We start from the raw sequence: 16992 nt of genomic DNA on the forward strand, positions 1-16992 counted from the left end.
GCCGAACGTGCGATCCCGATCGACCAGCTGTCGGCCGAGCAGCGCCGCGGGCTGCCGCAGCTGTCGATCGGCGGCGCGATCTACTCCGAACAGCCGGCGGCGCGCATGCTGCTCGTCGGCGGCCAGTTGCTGCACGAGGGCGACGTCGCCGCGCCCGGGGTGACGCTGGAGCGCATCGGCCCGCGTTCGGCCGTGCTGCGCTGGCGCGAGCTGCGCTACGAAGTGGCTTACTGAGCCGCCGCAGGCCGGCTCCGGATCGCCCCGCGGTTGACCGGCATGAAACCGCGGAGCATGATCCGGACGAAACAAAGTTACATGCACGCCCCGACATGTCCTTCGACCTCGTCTTCTTCGGTGGCACCGGCGACCTGACCTGGCGCAAGCTGCTTCCGGCGCTGTTCCAGGCCTGGCGCCACCACAAGCTGCCCGAGGGCGGCCGCATCCTCGCCGTCGCACGCGATGAACGCAGCGACGACGAGTACCGCGCCTTCGTGCGCGAACGTTTTGCCGCCGTCGACAGCAGCAAGCGCCCGAACGACGCCGAGTTCGACGCCTTCGCGCAGCTGCTGCACTACCGGCGCATGGACCTGTCCAAGCCGGAGGACTACGCCGGCCTGAAGGCCTGGCTGGCCGAACGCGGCGCCGACACGGCGCTGATGTACCTGGCGACCAGCCCCTACCTGTTCCCGGTGATCTGCGAACAGCTCGGCGCCGCCGGCATCGTCGGCCCGCACGTGCGCATCGTGCTCGAGAAGCCGCTGGGCCACGACCTCGCCAGCGCGCAGCAGATCAACCGCGTCGTGCGTTCGGTGTTCGACGAGCGCCAGGCGCTGCGCATCGACCACTACCTCGGCAAGCCCGCGGTGCAGAACCTGATGGCGCTGCGTTTCGGCAACGCCTTGTTCGAGCCGCTGTGGCGGCGCGAGTGGATCGCCAACATCCAGATCACGCTGGCCGAGTCGCTCGGCGTCGGCACGCGCGGCGACTACTACGACCGCACCGGCGCGCTGCGCGACATGATCCAGAACCATGCGCTGCAGCTGCTGACGATGATCGCGATGGAGCCGCCGTCGTCCAGCGCCGCCGACGCGATCCGCGACGAGAAGCTGAAGGTGCTGCGTTCGCTGCGCCCGTTCACGCCCGAGACGGTGGCGCGCGACGTCGTGCGCGGCCAGTACCGCGCCGGCAGCGTCGAGGGCCAGGCGGTGCCGGGCTACCTCGACGAGGTCAAGGTGCCGGCCGGCAGCCGCTGCGAGACCTTCGTCGCGCTGCGCACCGAGATCCAGAACTGGCGCTGGGCCGGCGTGCCCTTCTACCTGCGCACCGGCAAGCGCCTGGCCGGGCAGGACGCGCACATCGTCGTCAACTTCCGCGAGGTGCCGCACCCGATCTTCCCGGGCACGCGGCGCGCCAACCGTCTGGTCATCAAGCTGCAGCCCGAGGACGGGCTGGAGCTGCACCTGCTGGCGGCCACCGGCGGCAGCCGCGACGAGCTGCTGTCGCCGGTGTCGCTGGACCTGGACTTCGACCGGGCATTCCCGAGCGAGCGTGTCGGCGCCTACGAGCGCCTGCTGCTCGACGCCATCGCCGGGCGGCTGAACCTGTTCGTGCGCAGCGACGAGCAGGAGCAGGCCTGGCGCTGGGTCGAGCCGGTGCTGGACGCCTGGAACAACGACCCGACCGGCCCGCGCCCCTACGCGGCCGGCAGCTGGGGCCCGGCGGCGGCCAGCGCGCTCGTCGCGCGCGACGGCTGTGCCTGGGCCGAGGAACAATGAACACCTTCCCGCCCCCGACCCCGCGGCCCGTCCGCGACCCCGCCGCCGAACTGAGCCCGATGCTCGAACGCATCCGGGCCTCGATCCCGGCGCTGCCGCCGGCCGAGCAGCGTGTCGCGCGCCTGCTGCTGGCCGACGCCCGCGGTTTCGCCAGCCTGCCGGTCGGCGAACTCGCCGAACGTGCGCGTGTCAGCAAACCCACCGTCGTGCGCTTCTGCCGCAGCGTCGGTTACGACGGCCTGGCCGACTTCAAGATCAAGCTCGCCGGCAGCGTCAACGAAGGCGTGCCCTTCGTGCACCGCGCCGTCGAGGAGGACGACAAGCCCGGCGACCTGGTCATCAAGGTCGTCGACAACGCCGTCGCGGCGCTGCTGCGCTACCGCAACGCCGCGGCCAGCCAGGCGATCGAGGACGCGATCACGGCACTGACCGAAGCCGGCCGCCACAGCCGGCGCATCGAGTTCTACGGCGTCGGCAACTCCGGCATCGTGGCGCTGGACGCGCAGCACAAGTTCTTCCGCCTGGGCGTCAACTCGATGGCCATCAGCGACGGCCACGTGCAGGTGATGAGCGCGACGATGCTCGGCGAAGGCGACTGCGCCGTCGTCATCAGCAATTCGGGGCGCAGCCGCGACATCCTGGACGTCGCCGAGATCGCGCGCCGCAAAGGCGCGACGGTGATCGTCATCACCGCCAGCGGCTCGCCGCTGGCGACGCTGGCGCTGGGCTCGCCGGGCCACGTCCTGCTGGCCGCCGACCACCCCGAGGACGCCGACCGCTACAGCCCGATGGTCTCGCGGCTGCTGCACCTGACGATCGTCGACATCCTCGCCACCGGCGTGGCGCTGCGCCTGGGCTCGGCCGCGCTGCGGCCGACGCTCTCGGAGATCAAGAAGAACCTGCGCAACCGGCGTTATTCCGACGGCCAGCGGCTGGCCGAAGACGCCGGACGCTGAGCCGGTTCAGGCGGCGGCCGCAGCCGGCAGGCCCAGCAGTTCGTCGACACCGTACAGGCGCGCCAGCTCGACGAGCTGGGCCGGGGCGCCGTCGACACGCAGCGTGCGCCCGCGCGCCGCAGCCCGGCGCCGGGCCTCGAGCAGCAGCGCGACCGCCGAGCTGTCGAACTCGGCGAGCGCGCTGGCGTCGACGACTTCGGTGTCGTCACCGAGCTGGCGCAGCAGGTCCGGCGCCTGCGCCAGCATGGCGGTCGCGGGCAGCTTCATCTCAGCCCTTCTTGGCGGGCTGGACCGGCGCCTTGTTGCGTTCGACGAGCTTGGCGATCAGGCCGTCGATGCCGCCGGCGCCGAGCTCCTGCGCGAACTGCGAGCGGTAGCTCTGCACCAGCCAGATGCCGCCGACGTTGACGTCGATGATCTTCCAGGCGCCCTGCACCTGGTCGAGGCGGTAGTCGAGCTTGATCGGCTCGCCCTTGCCGCGCACCTCGGACTGCACGACGACCTGCGTGCCGCCGGGCACCGGCTGGGTCTTCGTGATCTCGACGGTCTGGTCCTTCAGCTGCGTCAGCGCGCCGGCGTAGACCCGCACCAGCAGCGTCTTGAACTCGGCCTGCAGCTTCTGGCGCTGCTCGGGCGTGGCGCTGCGCCACTGCGGGCCGACGGCCGAGCGCGTGACGGTCTCGAAGGCCACCGCCGGCATCACCTTCTGGTCGACGAGCGCGACGATGGCGTTGATGTCGCCGGACTGGATCGCCTTGTCGTTCTTGGCCGTCGTCAGCACGTCGTTGGAGATCGTGCGCACGAAGGCATCGGCCGCGCCGGGCTGGGCGTTGGCGCCGGCGATCAGGAGGCCCAGCATCGCCAGGCCGGTGAGGAGTTGCTTGAACATCGTTTGCCTTTCGGTTGCGTGCACGCCGCGAGGCGTTGCCGCTTCAACGCACGGGCCGCCAGGGCGGTTCACCGTGCCGGCTCGGCCTCGTCGTCGCCGTAGTCGTCGTAGTCCTCGAGCGGCGGAGCGCCGTCCCAGACCTGGTCCAGCCGCCGCGACAGGTAGGCGTCACGCACGAACGAATAACGGTCGAGCGCGACCTGGTCGAGCAACTGGGTCGTGGACAACAGATCGCTGCGGGCGTTCAACAGTTCCATCGCCAGCACGCCGTAACCGCCGGCATCGGTCTGCGGCAGCCGCGACGGGGCGAACATGCGGTCGACCGGCCAGGCCAGGCCGTCGCGCACCGACGAGGGGCCGAGCAGCGGCAGCACGACATACGGCCCGGGGCCCACGCCCCAGACGCCCAGCGTCTGGCCGAAGTCCTCGCTGCGGCGGTCCAGCCGCAGTTCGGTGCCCCAGTCGAGCAGGCCGAACAGGCCCATCGTCGTGTTGACGAGCACGCGCGCACTCATCTCCAGGCCGTCGGCCGGCTTGCCCTGCAGGAACTGGTTGGCCGCCGACCAGACGTCGCGGACGTTGCCCAGCACGTTGGCGACGCCGGTGCGCACGATCTGCGGCACGACGTCGCGGTAAGCCTCGGCGGCCGGGCGCAAGACCGCCTCGTCGACCTTGTCGTTGAACGCGTAGACCTTGCGGTTCCAGTTCTCCCACGGGTCCGCCGGCGACGCGACACGCGCCGGCGCGTCGCCGGTGGCGGGTGCCGGAGCCGTCGCGCAGCCCGCGGCGAGCGCGGCGACGGCGAGCGCGGCGGCCAGGCGCTTCACGGCGCGGCTCCCGGTGCGGTGGCGCCGCTGCCGGCCTCGGCGGCCTTGCCGGTCATGAACTGGCCGATGAGGTTCTCCAGCACGACGGCCGACTGGGTCTGCGCGACGATGTCGCCGGACTTCAGGTTCTGGTCGTCACCGCCGGGTTCCAGCCCGATGTACTGGTCACCCAGCAGGCCGGAGGTGAGGATCTTGGCCGCCGAGTCCTTGGGAAACTGGAAGCGCTGGTCGATGTCCATCTCGACGACGCCCTGGAAGGTCTGCGGGTCCAGCGAGATCGACTTGACGCGGCCGACGACGACGCCGGCGCTGCGCACCGGCGCCCTCGCCTTCAGCCCGCCGATGTTGTCGAAGCGTGCCGTCAGCGCATAGGTGGCGCCGCTGCTGCTGAAACTGCCCAGGTTGGCCGCCTTCAGCGCCAGGAACGCGAACGCGCACAGGCCCAGCAGGACAAACAGCCCGACGAGCGTCTCGATACCCTTCTTACCCATTCTTTTCCTCGGCGACGCCGGATCACGGCGTCGAGAACATCAGTGCGGTCAACAGGAAGTCCATGGCCAGCACCGCCAGTGACGCGATGACCACCGTGCGTGTCGTCGCATGGGCCACGCCCTCGGGCGTGGCCTGCGTCTCGTAACCCTGGTACAGCGCCACCGCGGTGCAGATGACGCCGAAGACGAAGCTCTTGACGATGCCATTGCCGACGTCGCGCCAGACGTCGACGCTGCTCTGCATGATCGACCAGAAGTTGCCGGCGTCGACACCGATCAGCAGCACCGCGACGACCCAGGCTCCCAGGATGCCGATGGCCGAAAACAGGGCGGCCAGCAGGGGCATCGAGATGATGCCGCCCAGGAAACGCGGCGCCAGCACGCGGCTGCGCGGGTCGATCGCCATCAGCTCCATCGCGGCGAGCTGCTCGCCGGCCTTCATCAGGCCGATCTCGGCGGTCAGCGAGGTGCCGGCGCGGCCGGCGAACAGCAGCGCCGCGACCACCGGGCCGAGCTCGCGCACCAGCGACAGGTTGACGACGAGGCCCAGGCTCTCGGCGGCGCCGTAGGTCACCAGCGCGTAGTACATCTGCAGCGCCAGCACGAAGCCCACCGCCATGCCCGAGGCCAGGATGATGACCAGCGAGCGGTTGCCGATGGCGTGGATCTGCGCGACGACCAGCGAGAAGCGGCGCAGCGCCGCCGGCGAGTGGCGCAGCAGATCGACGAAGAAATAGGCGGCGTGGCCCAGCGCCCGCAGCCATTCGAGCGTGAAGCGGCCGATGAACTGCAGCGCTGCCGTCATGCGCCGGCTCCCAGGTCCTGCGCCAGCGGCGGCGCCGGGTAGTGGAACTTGACCGGTCCGTCGGGCTCGCCGCGGATGAACTGGCGCACCTCCGGGTCGTCCGAGCGCGACAGCTCGGCCGGCGTGCCTTCGGCGACGATCGTGCCGCCGGCACGCATCAGGTAGGCGTAGTCGACGATCTGGAAACACTCCTGCACGTCGTGCGAGACGACGAGCGAGGTCGAGCCGGTGGCGTCGTTGAGCTTGCGGATCAGGTTGGCGGTGACGCCCATCGAGATCGGGTCCAGCCCGGCGAAGGGCTCGTCGTACATGATCAGCTCGGGGTCCAGCGAGATCGCACGCGCCAGCGCGATGCGCCGCGCCATGCCGCCCGAGACCTGCGAGATGCGCAGCGCCGCCGCGCCGCGCAGGCCCACCGCGTTCAGCTTCATCAGCGCGATGTCGCGAATCGCCGACTCGGGCAGATCCGGGAAATGCTCGCGCAGCGGGAAGGCGACGTTCTCGAACACCGTCAGGTCGGTGAACAGCGCGCCGAACTGGAACAGCATGCCCAGGCGGCGGCGCTGGCGGAACAGCTGGTCCTTGTCGCGCGTGTCGACCTGTTCGCCGTCGAAGACGATGCGCCCCTGGTTGGGCGGGTAGACGCCGCCGATCAGCCGCAGCAGCGTCGTCTTGCCACAACCCGAGCCGCCGAGGATGGCCGTGACCTGGCCGCGGCGAAAGGTCATCGAGACGTCGCGGAGGATCGTCCGCTCGGCGTCGTAGCCGAACGTGACGTGGTCGATCTCGATGAGCGTGTCGGACTTCAAGCGCTGCGCGTCGCGGCCTGTCGGCCCCGACCTAAACGAATCGTGGGTCGGTAATTTTCGCACGAGGCTCCGGAGGCTGCGGGTCGACCCGCATTCACCCCCGGTAAAGCCTTGTGAACGGCGACGTGACGGAAACGAAACGGGGTCAGGTCTCGAAAGACCTGACCCCAGCCTTCTTTCGCCTTGTTTAGCGCGGCAGCAGCGACGAGCCGGTCAGGAACTCGTCGACGGCGCGCGCGCACTGGCGGCCTTCGCGGATCGCCCAGACGACGAGCGACTGGCCGCGGCGCATGTCGCCGGCGGCGAAGACCTTGGCGACGCTGGTGCGGTAGCCGCCGGCGGCCTCGGTCGTGGCCGCGGCGTTGCCGCGCGCGTCCTTGGCGACGCCGAAGGCTTCGAGCACGCTGGCCACGGGGTTCGTGAAGCCCATCGCCAGCAGCACCAGGTCGGCCTTCCATTCCTTCTCGCTGCCCGGCACCTCGACCATCTTGCCGCCCTGCCACTGCACGTTCACCGTCTTCAAGCCGGTGAGCTTGCCCTTGGCGCCGACGAACTCCTTGGTCGCGATGGCGAACTCGCGCACGCAGCCTTCCTCGTGGCTGGAGCTGGTGCGCAGCTTGGTCGGCCAGTACGGCCAGGTCATCGGCCGGTCTTCCTGCTCGGGCGGCATCGGCATCAGCTCGAACTGCGTGACGCTGGCCGCGCCGTGACGGTTGCTGGTGCCGACGCAGTCGCTGCCGGTGTCGCCGCCGCCGATGACGATGACGTGTTTGCCGTCGGCCCGGATCTGGCCCTTGACCTTGTCGCCGGCGACGACCTTGTTCTGCTGCGGCAGGAACTCCATCGCGAAGTGCACGCCGTCGAGGTCGCGCCCGGGCACCGGCAGATCACGCGACTGCTCGGCGCCGCCGGCCAGGATGACGGCGTCGAACTCGGCCTGCAGCTGCTCGGCCGAGACCGTCTCCTTGGCGTCGTTCGTGACCTTGCTGCCCTTGGGCAGCGCACCGACGAGCACGCCGGTGCGGAAGACCACGCCTTCGGCCTTCATCTGCTCGACGCGGCGGTCGATGTGCGACTTCTCGAACTTGAAGTCGGGGATGCCGTAGCGCAGCAGGCCGCCGACACGGTGGTTCTTCTCGAACACCGTCACCTCGTGGCCGGCACGCGCGAGCTGCTGCGCCGCCGCCAGGCCGGCCGGGCCGGAACCGACGACGGCCACCTTCTTGCCGGTCTTGGCCTTGGCCGGCTGCGGCTGGATCCAGCCTTCGGCCCAGGCGCGGTCGACGATCGCGTGCTCCAGGCTCTTGATGCCGACCGCGTCGCCGTTGACGTTCAGCGTGCACGCCGCCTCGCAGGGCGCGGGGCAGATGCGGCCGGTGAACTCGGGGAAGTTGTTCGTCGAGTGCAGCACCTCGATCGCGTTCTTCCAGTCGCCGCGGTAGACCAGATCGTTCCAGTCCGGAATGACGTTGTTGACCGGGCAGCCGTTGTTGCAGAACGGCGTGCCGCAGTCCATGCAGCGTGCGCCCTGGATCTTCGCCTTCGGCTCGTCGAGGCCGATGACGAACTCCTTCCAGGTCTTCAGACGTTCGGCGACGGGCGCGTAGCCCTCCTCCTGGCGCTCGAACTCGAGGAAGCCGGTGACCTTGCCCATGATGGTTCTCGTCCTGTTCGGGTTACTTGGCGGCGACGGCGGCGGAGGCGCGGGCCTTGCCGGTGGCGGCTTCGGCCTGGGCCTTGGCGGCACGTTCGGCGAGCGCACGCTTGTATTCGTTCGGGAACACCTTGACGAACTTGGCGCGCGAGGCGGCCCAGGCGTCGAGCAGCTCGCGGGCGCGCAGCGAGCCGGTCCAGCGGTGGTGGTCCTCGATGAGCTTCTTCAGCAGCGCCTCGTCGGCCATGCCGCGGTGCCAGGCCGAAGCGTCGCCGGCCTGCTCGTCGCGCGGCAGCACCTTCTCCAGCGTGACCATGCTGGTGTTGCAGCGGCGCGCGAACTCGCCGTCCTCGTCGAAGACGTAGGCCACGCCGCCGGACATGCCGGCGGCGAAGTTGCGGCCGGTCTTGCCGAGCACGACGACCGTGCCGCCGGTCATGTACTCGCAGCCGTGGTCGCCGGTGCCTTCGACGACGGTCGAGGCGCCCGACAGCCGCACCGCGAAACGCTCGCCGGCGACGCCGCGGAAGAAGGCCTCGCCGCTGGTCGCGCCGTACAGCGCGGTGTTGCCGATGATGATGTTCTTCGTCGCGTCGCCGCGGAACTCGATCGACGGGCGCACGACGACGCGGCCGCCGGACAGACCCTTGCCGGTGTAGTCGTTGGCATCGCCGATCAGGTACAGCGTGATGCCCGGGGCGAGGAAGGCGCCGAAGCTCTGGCCGCCGGTGCCTTCCATCTGCATGAAGATCGTGTGGTCGGGCAGGCCTTCGGGGCGGTGGCGCACCAGCTCGCCCGACAGCATCGCGCCGACGCTGCGGTTGCGGTTGCGCGCGTCCTCCATGAACTGCACCTTCTCGCCGCGCTCGATCGCCGGGCGGCAGCGCTCGATGAGCTTCAGGTCCAGCGCCTTCTCCAGGCCGTGGTCCTGCTCCTCGCAGTGCAGGCGCGGCACGTCGGCGGCGACGGCGGGCTGGTGCAGCACACGGGCGAAGTCCAGGCCGCTGGCCTTCCAGTGCTCGATGCCCTTCTTCATGTCGAGCAGGTCGGCACGGCCGATCAGGTCGTCGAACTTGCGGATGCCCAGCTGCGCCATGATCTGGCGCGCTTCCTCGGCGACGAAGAAGAAGTAGTTGACGACGTGCTCGGGCTTGCCGGCGAACTTGCGGCGCAGCACCGGGTCCTGCGTGGCCACGCCCACCGGGCAGGTGTTGAGGTGGCACTTGCGCATCATGATGCAGCCCTCGACGACCAGCGGCGCGGTCGCGAAGCCGAACTCGTCGGCGCCCAGCAGCGCGGCGACGACGACGTCGCGGCCGGTCTTCATCTGGCCGTCGGCCTGCACGCGGATGCGGCCGCGCAGGCGGTTCAGCACCAGCGTCTGCTGCGTCTCGGCCAGGCCCAGCTCCCACGGCGTGCCGCAGTGCTTGATCGAGCTCCACGGCGACGCACCGGTGCCGCCGTCGTAGCCGCTGATGACCAGATGGTCGGCCTTGCACTTGGTGACGCCGGCGGCGATGGTGCCGACGCCGACCTCGGAGACGAGCTTGACGCTGATCGACGCGCGCGGGTTGGCGTTCTTCAGGTCGTGGATCAGCTGCGCCAGGTCCTCGATCGAATAGATGTCGTGGTGCGGCGGCGGGCTGATCAGGCCGACACCCGGCACCGAGTAGCGCAGGAAGCCGATGTATTCGGAGACCTTGCCGCCCGGCAGCTGGCCGCCTTCACCGGGCTTGGCGCCCTGGGCCATCTTGATCTGGATCTGATCGGCCGAGACCAGGTACTCGGTCGTGACGCCGAAGCGGCCCGAGGCCACCTGCTTGATCTTCGAGCGCAGGCTGTCGCCTTCCTGCATCACGTAGTCGGCTTCGATGACCTTGCTGCCGACGACGTCCGACACCTTGGTGCCGGCGGCGATCTTGATGCCCTTCAGCTCGTTGCGGTAGCGCGCCGGGTCTTCGCCGCCTTCGCCGGTGTTGCTCTTGGCGCCGATGCGGTTCATCGCCAGCGCCAGCGTCGAGTGCGCCTCGGTGCTGATCGAGCCCAGCGACATCGCGCCGGTGGCGAAACGCTTGACGATCTCGGACGCCGGCTCGACCTCGTCGAGGGAGATCGCCTTGCTCGGGTCGACCTTGAACTCGAACAGGCCGCGCAGCGTCATGTGGCGGCGGTTCTGGTCGTTGATGATCTGGGCGTACTCCTTGTACGTCTCCCAGCGGTTGCCGCGCGTCGCGTGCTGCAGCTTGGCGATCGCGTCGGGCGTCCACATGTGCTCTTCGCCGCGGGTGCGCCAGGCGTATTCGCCACCGGCGTCGAGCATGGTCGCGAGCACCGGGTCATCGCCGAAGGCCGCCAGGTGCATGCGCACCGCTTCCTCGGCGACCTCGAAGACGCCGATGCCGCCGACCTGGCTGGCGGTGCCGCGGAAGTACTTCTCGACGAAATCCTTCTTCAGGCCGATGGCCTCGAAGATCTGGGCACCGCAATACGACATGTAGGTGCTGATGCCCATCTTCGACATGATCTTCGAGAGACCCTTGCCGACGGCCTTGATGTAGTTGTAGATCGCCTTCTCGGCCGACAGCGCGCCGGGCAGCTCGGCGTGCATCGCCGCCAGCGTCTCCAGCGCCAGGTACGGGTGCACGGCCTCGGCGCCGTAGCCGGCGAGCACCGCGAAGTGGTGCACCTCGCGCGCCGAGCCGGTCTCGACGACCAGGCCGGCCGTCGTGCGCAGGCCTTCGCGCACCAGATGGTGGTGGATCGCCGACAGCGCCAGCAGCGCGGGGATCGCCACCTGGCCGCGCGCCATGCGGCGGTCGGTGATGATCAGGATGTTGTGGTCGCTCTTCAGCGCATCCACCGCTTCGGCGCACAGCGAGGCCAGCTTGGCCTCGACGCCTTCACGGCCCCAGGCCAGCGGGTAGGTGATGTCCAGCTCGTAGCAGCGGAACTTGCCGTGGGTGTGCTTCTCGATCGAGCGCAGGCGCGCCATGTCGTCGAAGTCCAGCACCGGCTGCGTCACCTCCAGACGCATCGGCGGGTTCACCGCGTTGATGTCCAGCAGGTTGGGCTTCGGGCCGATGAAGCTGTTCAGCGACATGACGATGGCCTCGCGGATCGGGTCGATCGGCGGGTTCGTCACCTGCGCGAACAGCTGCTTGAAGTAGCTGTACAGCGGCTTGTTCTTGTCCGACAGCACGGCCAGCGGGCTGTCGTTGCCCATCGAGCCGATCGCTTCCTCGCCGTTGGCGGCCATCGGCGCGAGCAGGAACTTGATGTCTTCCTGCGTGTAGCCGAAGGCCTGCTGGCGGTCGAGCAGCGTCTCGGCGAACGAGGCCGGCTCGGCGTTGACCTGCACGTCGTCCAGGCGCACACGCACGTTGTCGATCCACTGGCGGTACGGGCGCGCGTTGGCGAACTGGTTCTTCAGCTCCTCGTCGTCGACGATGCGGCCCTGCTCCAGGTCGATCAGGAACATCTTGCCCGGCTGCAGGCGCCACTTCTTGACGATGCGGTTCTCGGGGATCGGCAGCACGCCGGACTCCGAGGCCATCACGACAAGGTCGTCGTCGGTGACGATGTAGCGCGCCGGGCGCAGGCCGTTGCGGTCCAGCGTGGCGCCGATCTGGCGGCCGTCGGTGAAGACCATCGCCGCCGGGCCGTCCCAGGGCTCGAGCATCGCCGCGTGGTATTCGTAGAACGCGCGCCGGCGCGTGTCCATCAGCTCGTGGTTCTCCCAGGCTTCCGGGATCATCATCATCGCCGCGTGCGCGAGCGGGTAGCCCGACATCGTCAGCAGCTCGAGCGTGTTGTCGAAGGTGGCAGTGTCGCTCTGGTGCTCGAAGCTGATCGGGTAGAGCTTCTTCAGGTCGTCGCCGAGCACCGGCGACTTCATCACGCCCTCACGGGCGCGCATCCAGTTGAAGTTGCCCTTGACGGTGTTGATCTCGCCGTTGTGCGCGACCATGCGGTACGGGTGCGCCAGCGGCCATTCCGGGAAGGTGTTGGTCGAGAAACGCTGGTGCACCAGCGCCAGCGCCGAGGTCGCGCGCGGGTCGGCGAGGTCGCGGTAGTACAGGCCGACCTGGTCGGCGAGCAGCAGGCCCTTGTAGATCACCGTGCGGCAGCTCATGCTGGGCACGTAGTACTCGCGGCTGTGCGTCAGCTTCAGGCGCTGGATGGCGGCCGAGGCGGTCTTGCGGATCACGTAGAGCTTGCGCTCCAGCGCGTCGGGCACGATGACGTCGTGGCCGCGGCCGATGAAGACCTGACGGATCACCGGCTCCTTCTGGCGCACCGTCGGCGACATCGGCATCTCGCGGTCGACCGGCACGTCGCGCCAGCCGAGCAGCACCTGGCCCTCGGCCTTGATCGCACGCTCCATCTCCTGCTCGCAGGCCAAGCGCGAAGCGTGTTCCTTCGGCAGGAAGATCATGCCGACGCCGTACTCGCCGGGCGGCGGCAGCTCGACGCCTTGCGCGGCCATCTCGGCGCGGTACAGGTCGTCGGGGATCTGGATCAGGATGCCCGCGCCGTCGCCCATCAGCGCGTCGGCGCCGACGGCACCGCGGTGGTCCAGGTTCTCGAGGATCTTCAGGCCCTGCTCGATGATCGAGTGCGCCTTCTGCCCCTTGATGTGGGCGACGAAGCCGACACCGCAGGCGTCGTGTTCGTTGCGCGGGTCGTACAGGCCGCCTTGGGCGAGCTGGACTTCGTCGACGGTCGCGGGCGTGGCGGGGGCTGCGTCGCGCATGGCGATCTCCGGGCAATCAGGGGGGGGAGCGCGAGCCTAACCCACGCCCTCTATAAGGGCAAGTACGAATAAATGGGGTCAGACACCAAAAGACAATACGATCGACAAGCACGCCGCGTTAAATGGGGACATAGTCATGTTCCGCGACAGTGCACCGGAGCGCGGGCCCGGTGCGTGCGAGGCGACGATCGCCCGAATGTCGGCCGCGCCCGGCGCGGGTCGCCGTGAGCTGGTGCGCGGCAGCGGGAGCCCGCACCACGAGCGACCGGCGACACGCACGAGCGCGCCGGGCGTGCATTCGGGAATGTCCGGAGGCCGCCGGGTGGGCGGGCACGCGCCGGCTCAGCCCTCCTGCGTGAAATCGCGCTCGGGCCTGAGCCTGGCGCGCAAGGCCTTCCGGCCTTGCACGTCCCGGCTCAGCCCTCTTGCGTGAAATCGTGCTCGGGCCTGAGCCTGGCGTGCAAGGCCTTCCGGCCTTGCACGTCCCGGCTCAGCCCGGCCGGCGGGCGGGGGCCGGCGCCGGGCGCGCCGGTCGTCCCCGCGGACGGGGCCGCAAGGGCCGGGCGGTCTGCTCGCCCAGGCGGGCCAGGAAGCTCGGCCCCCCGACGGCCCAGCCGCCCAGCGCGGCTTCGCGCAGTGCCGCCGCCTGGGCGGGCGGGACGCCGGTGTCGAGCAGACGGCGGTACGCGGCTTCGCGCTCGAACGGCGTGTTGCCCAGTTGCCAGACTTCGGGCGGGTCGCTGACCAGCGGGTCGCGACCGCCGGTGCGGTGCGCCGCGCTGGAACACGGCGCCGCCGCGTCGACCAGCCGCAGCGCCGCCAGCAGCCAGTCACCCGGCTCGACCGGCGCGCAGCGGTAGCGCCCGTCCCACAGCGTGCCGCGGCCGCCGTGGCGCTGGCGATAGGCCGCGACGTAGCGCCGGCCCAGCGACTGCATCATGCGCGAGAGCGCGTCCTCGGCCGGCGGTGTGGCCAGGATCTGGACCTCGGTGTCGGGCAGCGCGTAGGCGTGGATCGCGACCCGCTGGGCCACCGCGGCCTCGCGCAACGCGGCGACGAAGGCGCGCCGATCCTCGTCGTCGGCGAACACGCTGCGACCGTCGTGGCCGCGCTGGACCACGAGGTGGCCGCAGCCGGGCAGCACGAGCCGAGGCAGCCGCGCCATCGCGATCAGAGCGCGAACAGGTCGCGGCCGGTCAGCCGCTGGTGCTCGCGCAGCGCGAAGCGGTCGGTCATGCCGGCGATGTAGTCGGCGACCGCACGGTGGAAGTCGCTGGCACCGGCGTAATCGGCCGGCATCTCCTGCGGCGCCGAGACATAGGCCGCGAAGAGTTCGGCGACGACAGTGCGCGCACGCACCGTCACGTCGACGACCTGCGGGTGGCGGTACAGCTCCTTGAACAGAAAGCGCTTCAGCTCCGAAAGCGGCTCGCGCACCTCGTCGCTGAAGGCGGCAATGCGCGGCAGCCGTCGCAGCGCGTCGGCATCCTCGGGCTGGTGCCTGGCAAGCTGGCGGTTCGTCTCGTCGATCAGGTCGTAGACCAGCGCCGACAGCAAACGCCGCAGCGTCTCGAACAGCAGGCGCCGCGGCGGCATCGCCAGCAGCTTCGGGTGCGCGGCGAGCGCCTCGTCGCGGAAGCGCGCATACAGCGCCAGCTCGTCGAGCTGCTCCATCGTGATCAGGCCGGAGCGCACGCCGTCGTCGACGTCGTGGGCGTTGTAGGCCACCTCGTCGGCGAGGTTGACGATCTGCGCCTCCAGCGAAGGCTGCGTGCCGTCGAGGAAACGCCGCGCCGGGCCGTCGGGCTCGGCGGCGCACATCAGCTCGGCGTGATGGCGCGAGCAGTGTTTCAGGATGCCTTCGCGCGTCTCGAAGCTGAGGTTCAGGCCGTCGAACTCCGGATAACGCTGCTCCAGCTTGTCAACGACACGCAGGCTCTGCAGGTTGTGCTCGAAGCCGCCGTGGCCGGCCATGCACTGGTTCAGCACGTCCTGGCCGGCGTGGCCGAACGGCGTGTGGCCGAGGTCATGGGCCAGCGCCAGCGCCTCGATCAGCTCCTCGTTCAGGCGCAGCTGGCGCGCGATCGAACGCCCGAGCTGCGCGACCTCCAGCGAATGCGTCAGCCGGGTGCGGAACAGGTCGCCTTCATGGTTGACGAAGACCTGGGTCTTGTAGACCAGGCGCCGGAAGGCCGTGCTGTGCACGATGCGGTCGCGGTCGCGCTGGTGCTCGGTGCGCGGCGCCGCCGAGCCTTCGTCGATGCGCCGCCCGCGGCTGCGCCACGGGTCGACCGCCCACGGAGCCAGGCCGGTGCCGTTCACGCCACGAGATGGCGCTCGATCGCCTCGGCGACCAGCGCGTCCGGCGCCGCGCACACGACGGCGCGGCCCGGGGCCTCGATCAGCACGAAGCGGATCTCGCCGCCTTCGGCCTTCTTGTCGACGCGCATCAGCTCGAGGTAGCGCTCGATGCCCAGCCGCGGGCCGCGCACCGGCAGGCCGGCACGTTCGCACAGGCGTTGCAGGCGCTCGACGAAAGCCGGCGGCACCAGACCCAGCAGCGCCGACAGCTCGGTGGCCATCACCATGCCGCAGCCGACGGCTTCGCCGTGCAGCCATTCGCCATAACCCAGGCCGGCTTCGATCGCGTGGCCGAAGGTGTGGCCGAAGTTGAGGATCGCGCGCAGACCGGCTTCGCGCTCGTCCTGGCCGACGACCTCGGCCTTGATCTCGCAGGAACGCTGCACCGCGTACGCCAGCGCGGCGCGGTCGCGCGCGCGCAGCGCGTCGACGTTGGCCTCGATCCAGTCGAGGAAGCCGGCATCGGCGATCGGCCCGTACTTGATGATCTCGGCGAGTCCGGCGCTGACTTCGCGCGCCGGCAAGGTGTCCAGCGTGTCGAGGTCGCAGATCACGCGGCGCGGCTGGTAGAACGCGCCGATCATGTTCTTGCCCAGCGGGTGGTTGATCGCCGTCTTGCCGCCGACCGAGGAGTCGACCTGCGCCAGCAGCGTCGTCGGCACCTGCACGAAGGGCACGCCGCGCATGTAGCTGGCGGCGGCGAAGCCGGTGATGTCGCCGACGACGCCACCGCCGAGCGCGTAGAGCACCGTCTTGCGGTCGCAGCCTCGTGCCAGCAGATGGTCGAAGATCAGGTTCAGCGTCTGCCAGGTCTTGTGCGCCTCGCCGTCGGGCAGCACGACGGTGCTGACGTCGCGGTGCAGCGGCGCCAGCGCGCGGCGCAGCGCGTCGCCGTGCAGCGGGTCGACCGTGGTGTTGGTGACGATGACGGCATGGGCCGCACGCGGCAGGCCCTGCCAGCACGCGGGCGCGGCGAGCAGGCCGCCGCCGATCAGGATGTCATAGCGCGAATCGGGCGTCGCGACGGAAACGGAGACGGGTTCGCTCATGGCGGCGACAGTGTACGGCGCCGCCCGAGACGCCTCAGTGGCGGTCAGCGGCGCTCGACGCCTCGGCGGGCGGGTGGTCGATCGGCGACGGCACGCGGCCGGGATCGACGAGGCCGGCCAGCTCCAGCTGCATCAGCACCATGCCGATCAGCGAGGGCACCGACGGCCGCGTCGTCTCGACGACGAAGTGCGCGCAGCGGCGGTACAGCGGGTCGCGGTCGCGGAACAGCTCGCGCAGCCGGCGCTGCGGATCGCCCACCTGCAGCAGCGGCCGCGTCGTGTCGTGGCGCAGGCGGCGGAACAGCTCTTCCGGCGTCGAGCGCAGATAGAACACCTGCGTGCGCGAGTGCAGCGCCTCGCGGTTGGCCGGCCGCAGCACGGCACCGCCGCCGGTGGCGAGCACGCAGCCGGGCTGGCGCGTCAGCTCGTCGATCGTGCGCTGCTCGAGGTCGCGGAAGGCCTCCTCGCCGTGGGCGGCGAAGTAGTCGCGGATGCTGATGCCCAGCGAGCGCTCGATCTCGGCGTCGCTGTCGACGAAACGCAGCCCGAGCTGCCGCGCCAGATGGCGCCCGACGGTGGACTTGCCACTGCCGGGCATGCCGACGAGGGAGAGGATCACGCGA

Annotated in this window: 15 protein-coding genes; 3 read left to right on the top strand and 12 right to left on the bottom strand. The window is 70.1% G+C overall.

Going from position 1 to position 16992, the window contains the following annotated elements:
- The 3 genes from RBXJA2T_RS00970 to RBXJA2T_RS00980 form a co-directional block, all read left to right on the top strand.
- On the top strand, positions 1-234 hold a 234-nt coding region (locus RBXJA2T_RS00970; protein ID WP_009855435.1), incomplete at its 5' end, for a general secretion pathway protein GspB.
- Between the two features lie 95 nt (positions 235-329).
- A complete protein-coding gene (zwf, locus tag RBXJA2T_RS00975; RefSeq protein ID WP_009855436.1) occupies positions 330-1775 on the top strand; it encodes a glucose-6-phosphate dehydrogenase in 1446 nt (481 codons plus the stop codon).
- A 59-nt stretch (positions 1776-1834) separates the two neighbouring features.
- A complete protein-coding gene (locus RBXJA2T_RS00980; RefSeq protein WP_037290474.1) occupies positions 1835-2731 on the top strand; it encodes a MurR/RpiR family transcriptional regulator in 897 nt (298 codons plus the stop codon).
- A gap of 6 nt (positions 2732-2737) precedes the next feature.
- Here the strand turns inward: RBXJA2T_RS00980 and RBXJA2T_RS00985 are convergent, their stop codons facing one another.
- The 12 genes from RBXJA2T_RS00985 to RBXJA2T_RS01040 all read right to left on the bottom strand — a co-directional run bounded on the left by RBXJA2T_RS00985 (position 2738) and on the right by RBXJA2T_RS01040 (position 16988).
- Entirely contained in the window at positions 2738-2998 is a 261-nt protein-coding gene (locus RBXJA2T_RS00985) for an STAS domain-containing protein (protein ID WP_009855438.1), read from the bottom strand.
- Between the two features lies 1 nt (position 2999).
- Positions 3000-3620, bottom strand: coding sequence for an MlaC/ttg2D family ABC transporter substrate-binding protein (locus RBXJA2T_RS00990; RefSeq protein WP_009855439.1), 621 nt, complete (start codon positions 3618-3620; stop codon positions 3000-3002).
- A 68-nt stretch (positions 3621-3688) separates the two neighbouring features.
- Positions 3689-4447, bottom strand: coding sequence for an MlaA family lipoprotein (locus RBXJA2T_RS00995; RefSeq protein ID WP_009855440.1), 759 nt, complete (start codon positions 4445-4447; stop codon positions 3689-3691).
- Complete coding sequence (mlaD, locus tag RBXJA2T_RS01000) at positions 4444-4938, bottom strand: outer membrane lipid asymmetry maintenance protein MlaD (protein WP_009855441.1); 495 nt, start codon at positions 4936-4938, stop codon at positions 4444-4446. The genes RBXJA2T_RS00995 and mlaD overlap by 4 nt, the downstream gene beginning before the upstream one ends.
- A 22-nt stretch (positions 4939-4960) precedes the next feature.
- A complete protein-coding gene (gene mlaE / locus RBXJA2T_RS01005) occupies positions 4961-5743 on the bottom strand; it encodes a lipid asymmetry maintenance ABC transporter permease subunit MlaE (RefSeq protein ID WP_009855442.1) in 783 nt (260 codons plus the stop codon).
- Complete coding sequence (locus tag RBXJA2T_RS01010; protein ID WP_009855443.1) at positions 5740-6552, bottom strand: ABC transporter ATP-binding protein; 813 nt, start codon at positions 6550-6552, stop codon at positions 5740-5742. Before RBXJA2T_RS01010 ends, mlaE begins: the two co-directional genes overlap by 4 nt.
- Positions 6553-6739: 187 nt before the next feature.
- On the bottom strand, positions 6740-8206 hold the full coding sequence (locus RBXJA2T_RS01015) for a glutamate synthase subunit beta (protein WP_009855444.1): 1467 nt from the start codon (positions 8204-8206) through the stop codon (positions 6740-6742).
- A gap of 22 nt (positions 8207-8228) precedes the next feature.
- On the bottom strand, positions 8229-12959 hold the full coding sequence (locus RBXJA2T_RS01020; protein WP_009855445.1) for a glutamate synthase-related protein: 4731 nt from the start codon (positions 12957-12959) through the stop codon (positions 8229-8231).
- A gap of 490 nt (positions 12960-13449) precedes the next feature.
- Entirely contained in the window at positions 13450-14124 is a 675-nt protein-coding gene (locus RBXJA2T_RS01025; protein ID WP_009855446.1) for a transposase, read from the bottom strand.
- A gap of 5 nt (positions 14125-14129) precedes the next feature.
- The gene (locus tag RBXJA2T_RS01030; protein WP_009855447.1) at positions 14130-15281 is read right to left on the bottom strand and encodes a deoxyguanosinetriphosphate triphosphohydrolase; all 1152 of its coding nucleotides are present in this window, start codon (positions 15279-15281) and stop codon (positions 14130-14132) included.
- Positions 15278-16369, bottom strand: coding sequence for a 3-dehydroquinate synthase (gene aroB / locus RBXJA2T_RS01035; protein WP_009855448.1), 1092 nt, complete (start codon positions 16367-16369; stop codon positions 15278-15280). The genes RBXJA2T_RS01030 and aroB overlap by 4 nt, the downstream gene beginning before the upstream one ends.
- A 34-nt stretch (positions 16370-16403) precedes the next feature.
- On the bottom strand, positions 16404-16988 hold the full coding sequence (locus RBXJA2T_RS01040) for a shikimate kinase (RefSeq protein ID WP_009855449.1): 585 nt from the start codon (positions 16986-16988) through the stop codon (positions 16404-16406).
- Positions 16989-16992: the final 4 nt, after the last annotated feature.

This window comes from Rubrivivax benzoatilyticus JA2 = ATCC BAA-35 (genome assembly GCF_000190375.1).
Lineage (GTDB): Bacteria > Pseudomonadota > Gammaproteobacteria > Burkholderiales > Burkholderiaceae_C > Rubrivivax > Rubrivivax benzoatilyticus.

Bases quoted from the DNA above. Each gene is read 5' to 3' on its own strand.
- RBXJA2T_RS01025 (WP_009855446.1), bottom strand. From the start codon at position 14,124: ATGGCGCGGCTGCCTCGGCTCGTGCTGCCCGGCTGCGGCCACCTCGTG.
- zwf (WP_009855436.1), top strand. From the start codon at position 330: ATGTCCTTCGACCTCGTCTTCTTCGGTGGCACCGGCGACCTGACCTGG.
- RBXJA2T_RS01020 (WP_009855445.1), bottom strand. From the start codon at position 12,959: ATGCGCGACGCAGCCCCCGCCACGCCCGCGACCGTCGACGAAGTCCAG.
- aroB (WP_009855448.1), bottom strand. From the start codon at position 16,369: ATGAGCGAACCCGTCTCCGTTTCCGTCGCGACGCCCGATTCGCGCTAT.
- RBXJA2T_RS00980 (WP_037290474.1), top strand. From the start codon at position 1,835: ATGCTCGAACGCATCCGGGCCTCGATCCCGGCGCTGCCGCCGGCCGAG.
- RBXJA2T_RS01015 (WP_009855444.1), bottom strand. From the start codon at position 8,206: ATGGGCAAGGTCACCGGCTTCCTCGAGTTCGAGCGCCAGGAGGAGGGC.
- RBXJA2T_RS00985 (WP_009855438.1), bottom strand. From the start codon at position 2,998: ATGAAGCTGCCCGCGACCGCCATGCTGGCGCAGGCGCCGGACCTGCTG.
- mlaE (WP_009855442.1), bottom strand. From the start codon at position 5,743: ATGACGGCAGCGCTGCAGTTCATCGGCCGCTTCACGCTCGAATGGCTG.
- RBXJA2T_RS00990 (WP_009855439.1), bottom strand. From the start codon at position 3,620: ATGTTCAAGCAACTCCTCACCGGCCTGGCGATGCTGGGCCTCCTGATC.
- mlaD (WP_009855441.1), bottom strand. From the start codon at position 4,938: ATGGGTAAGAAGGGTATCGAGACGCTCGTCGGGCTGTTTGTCCTGCTG.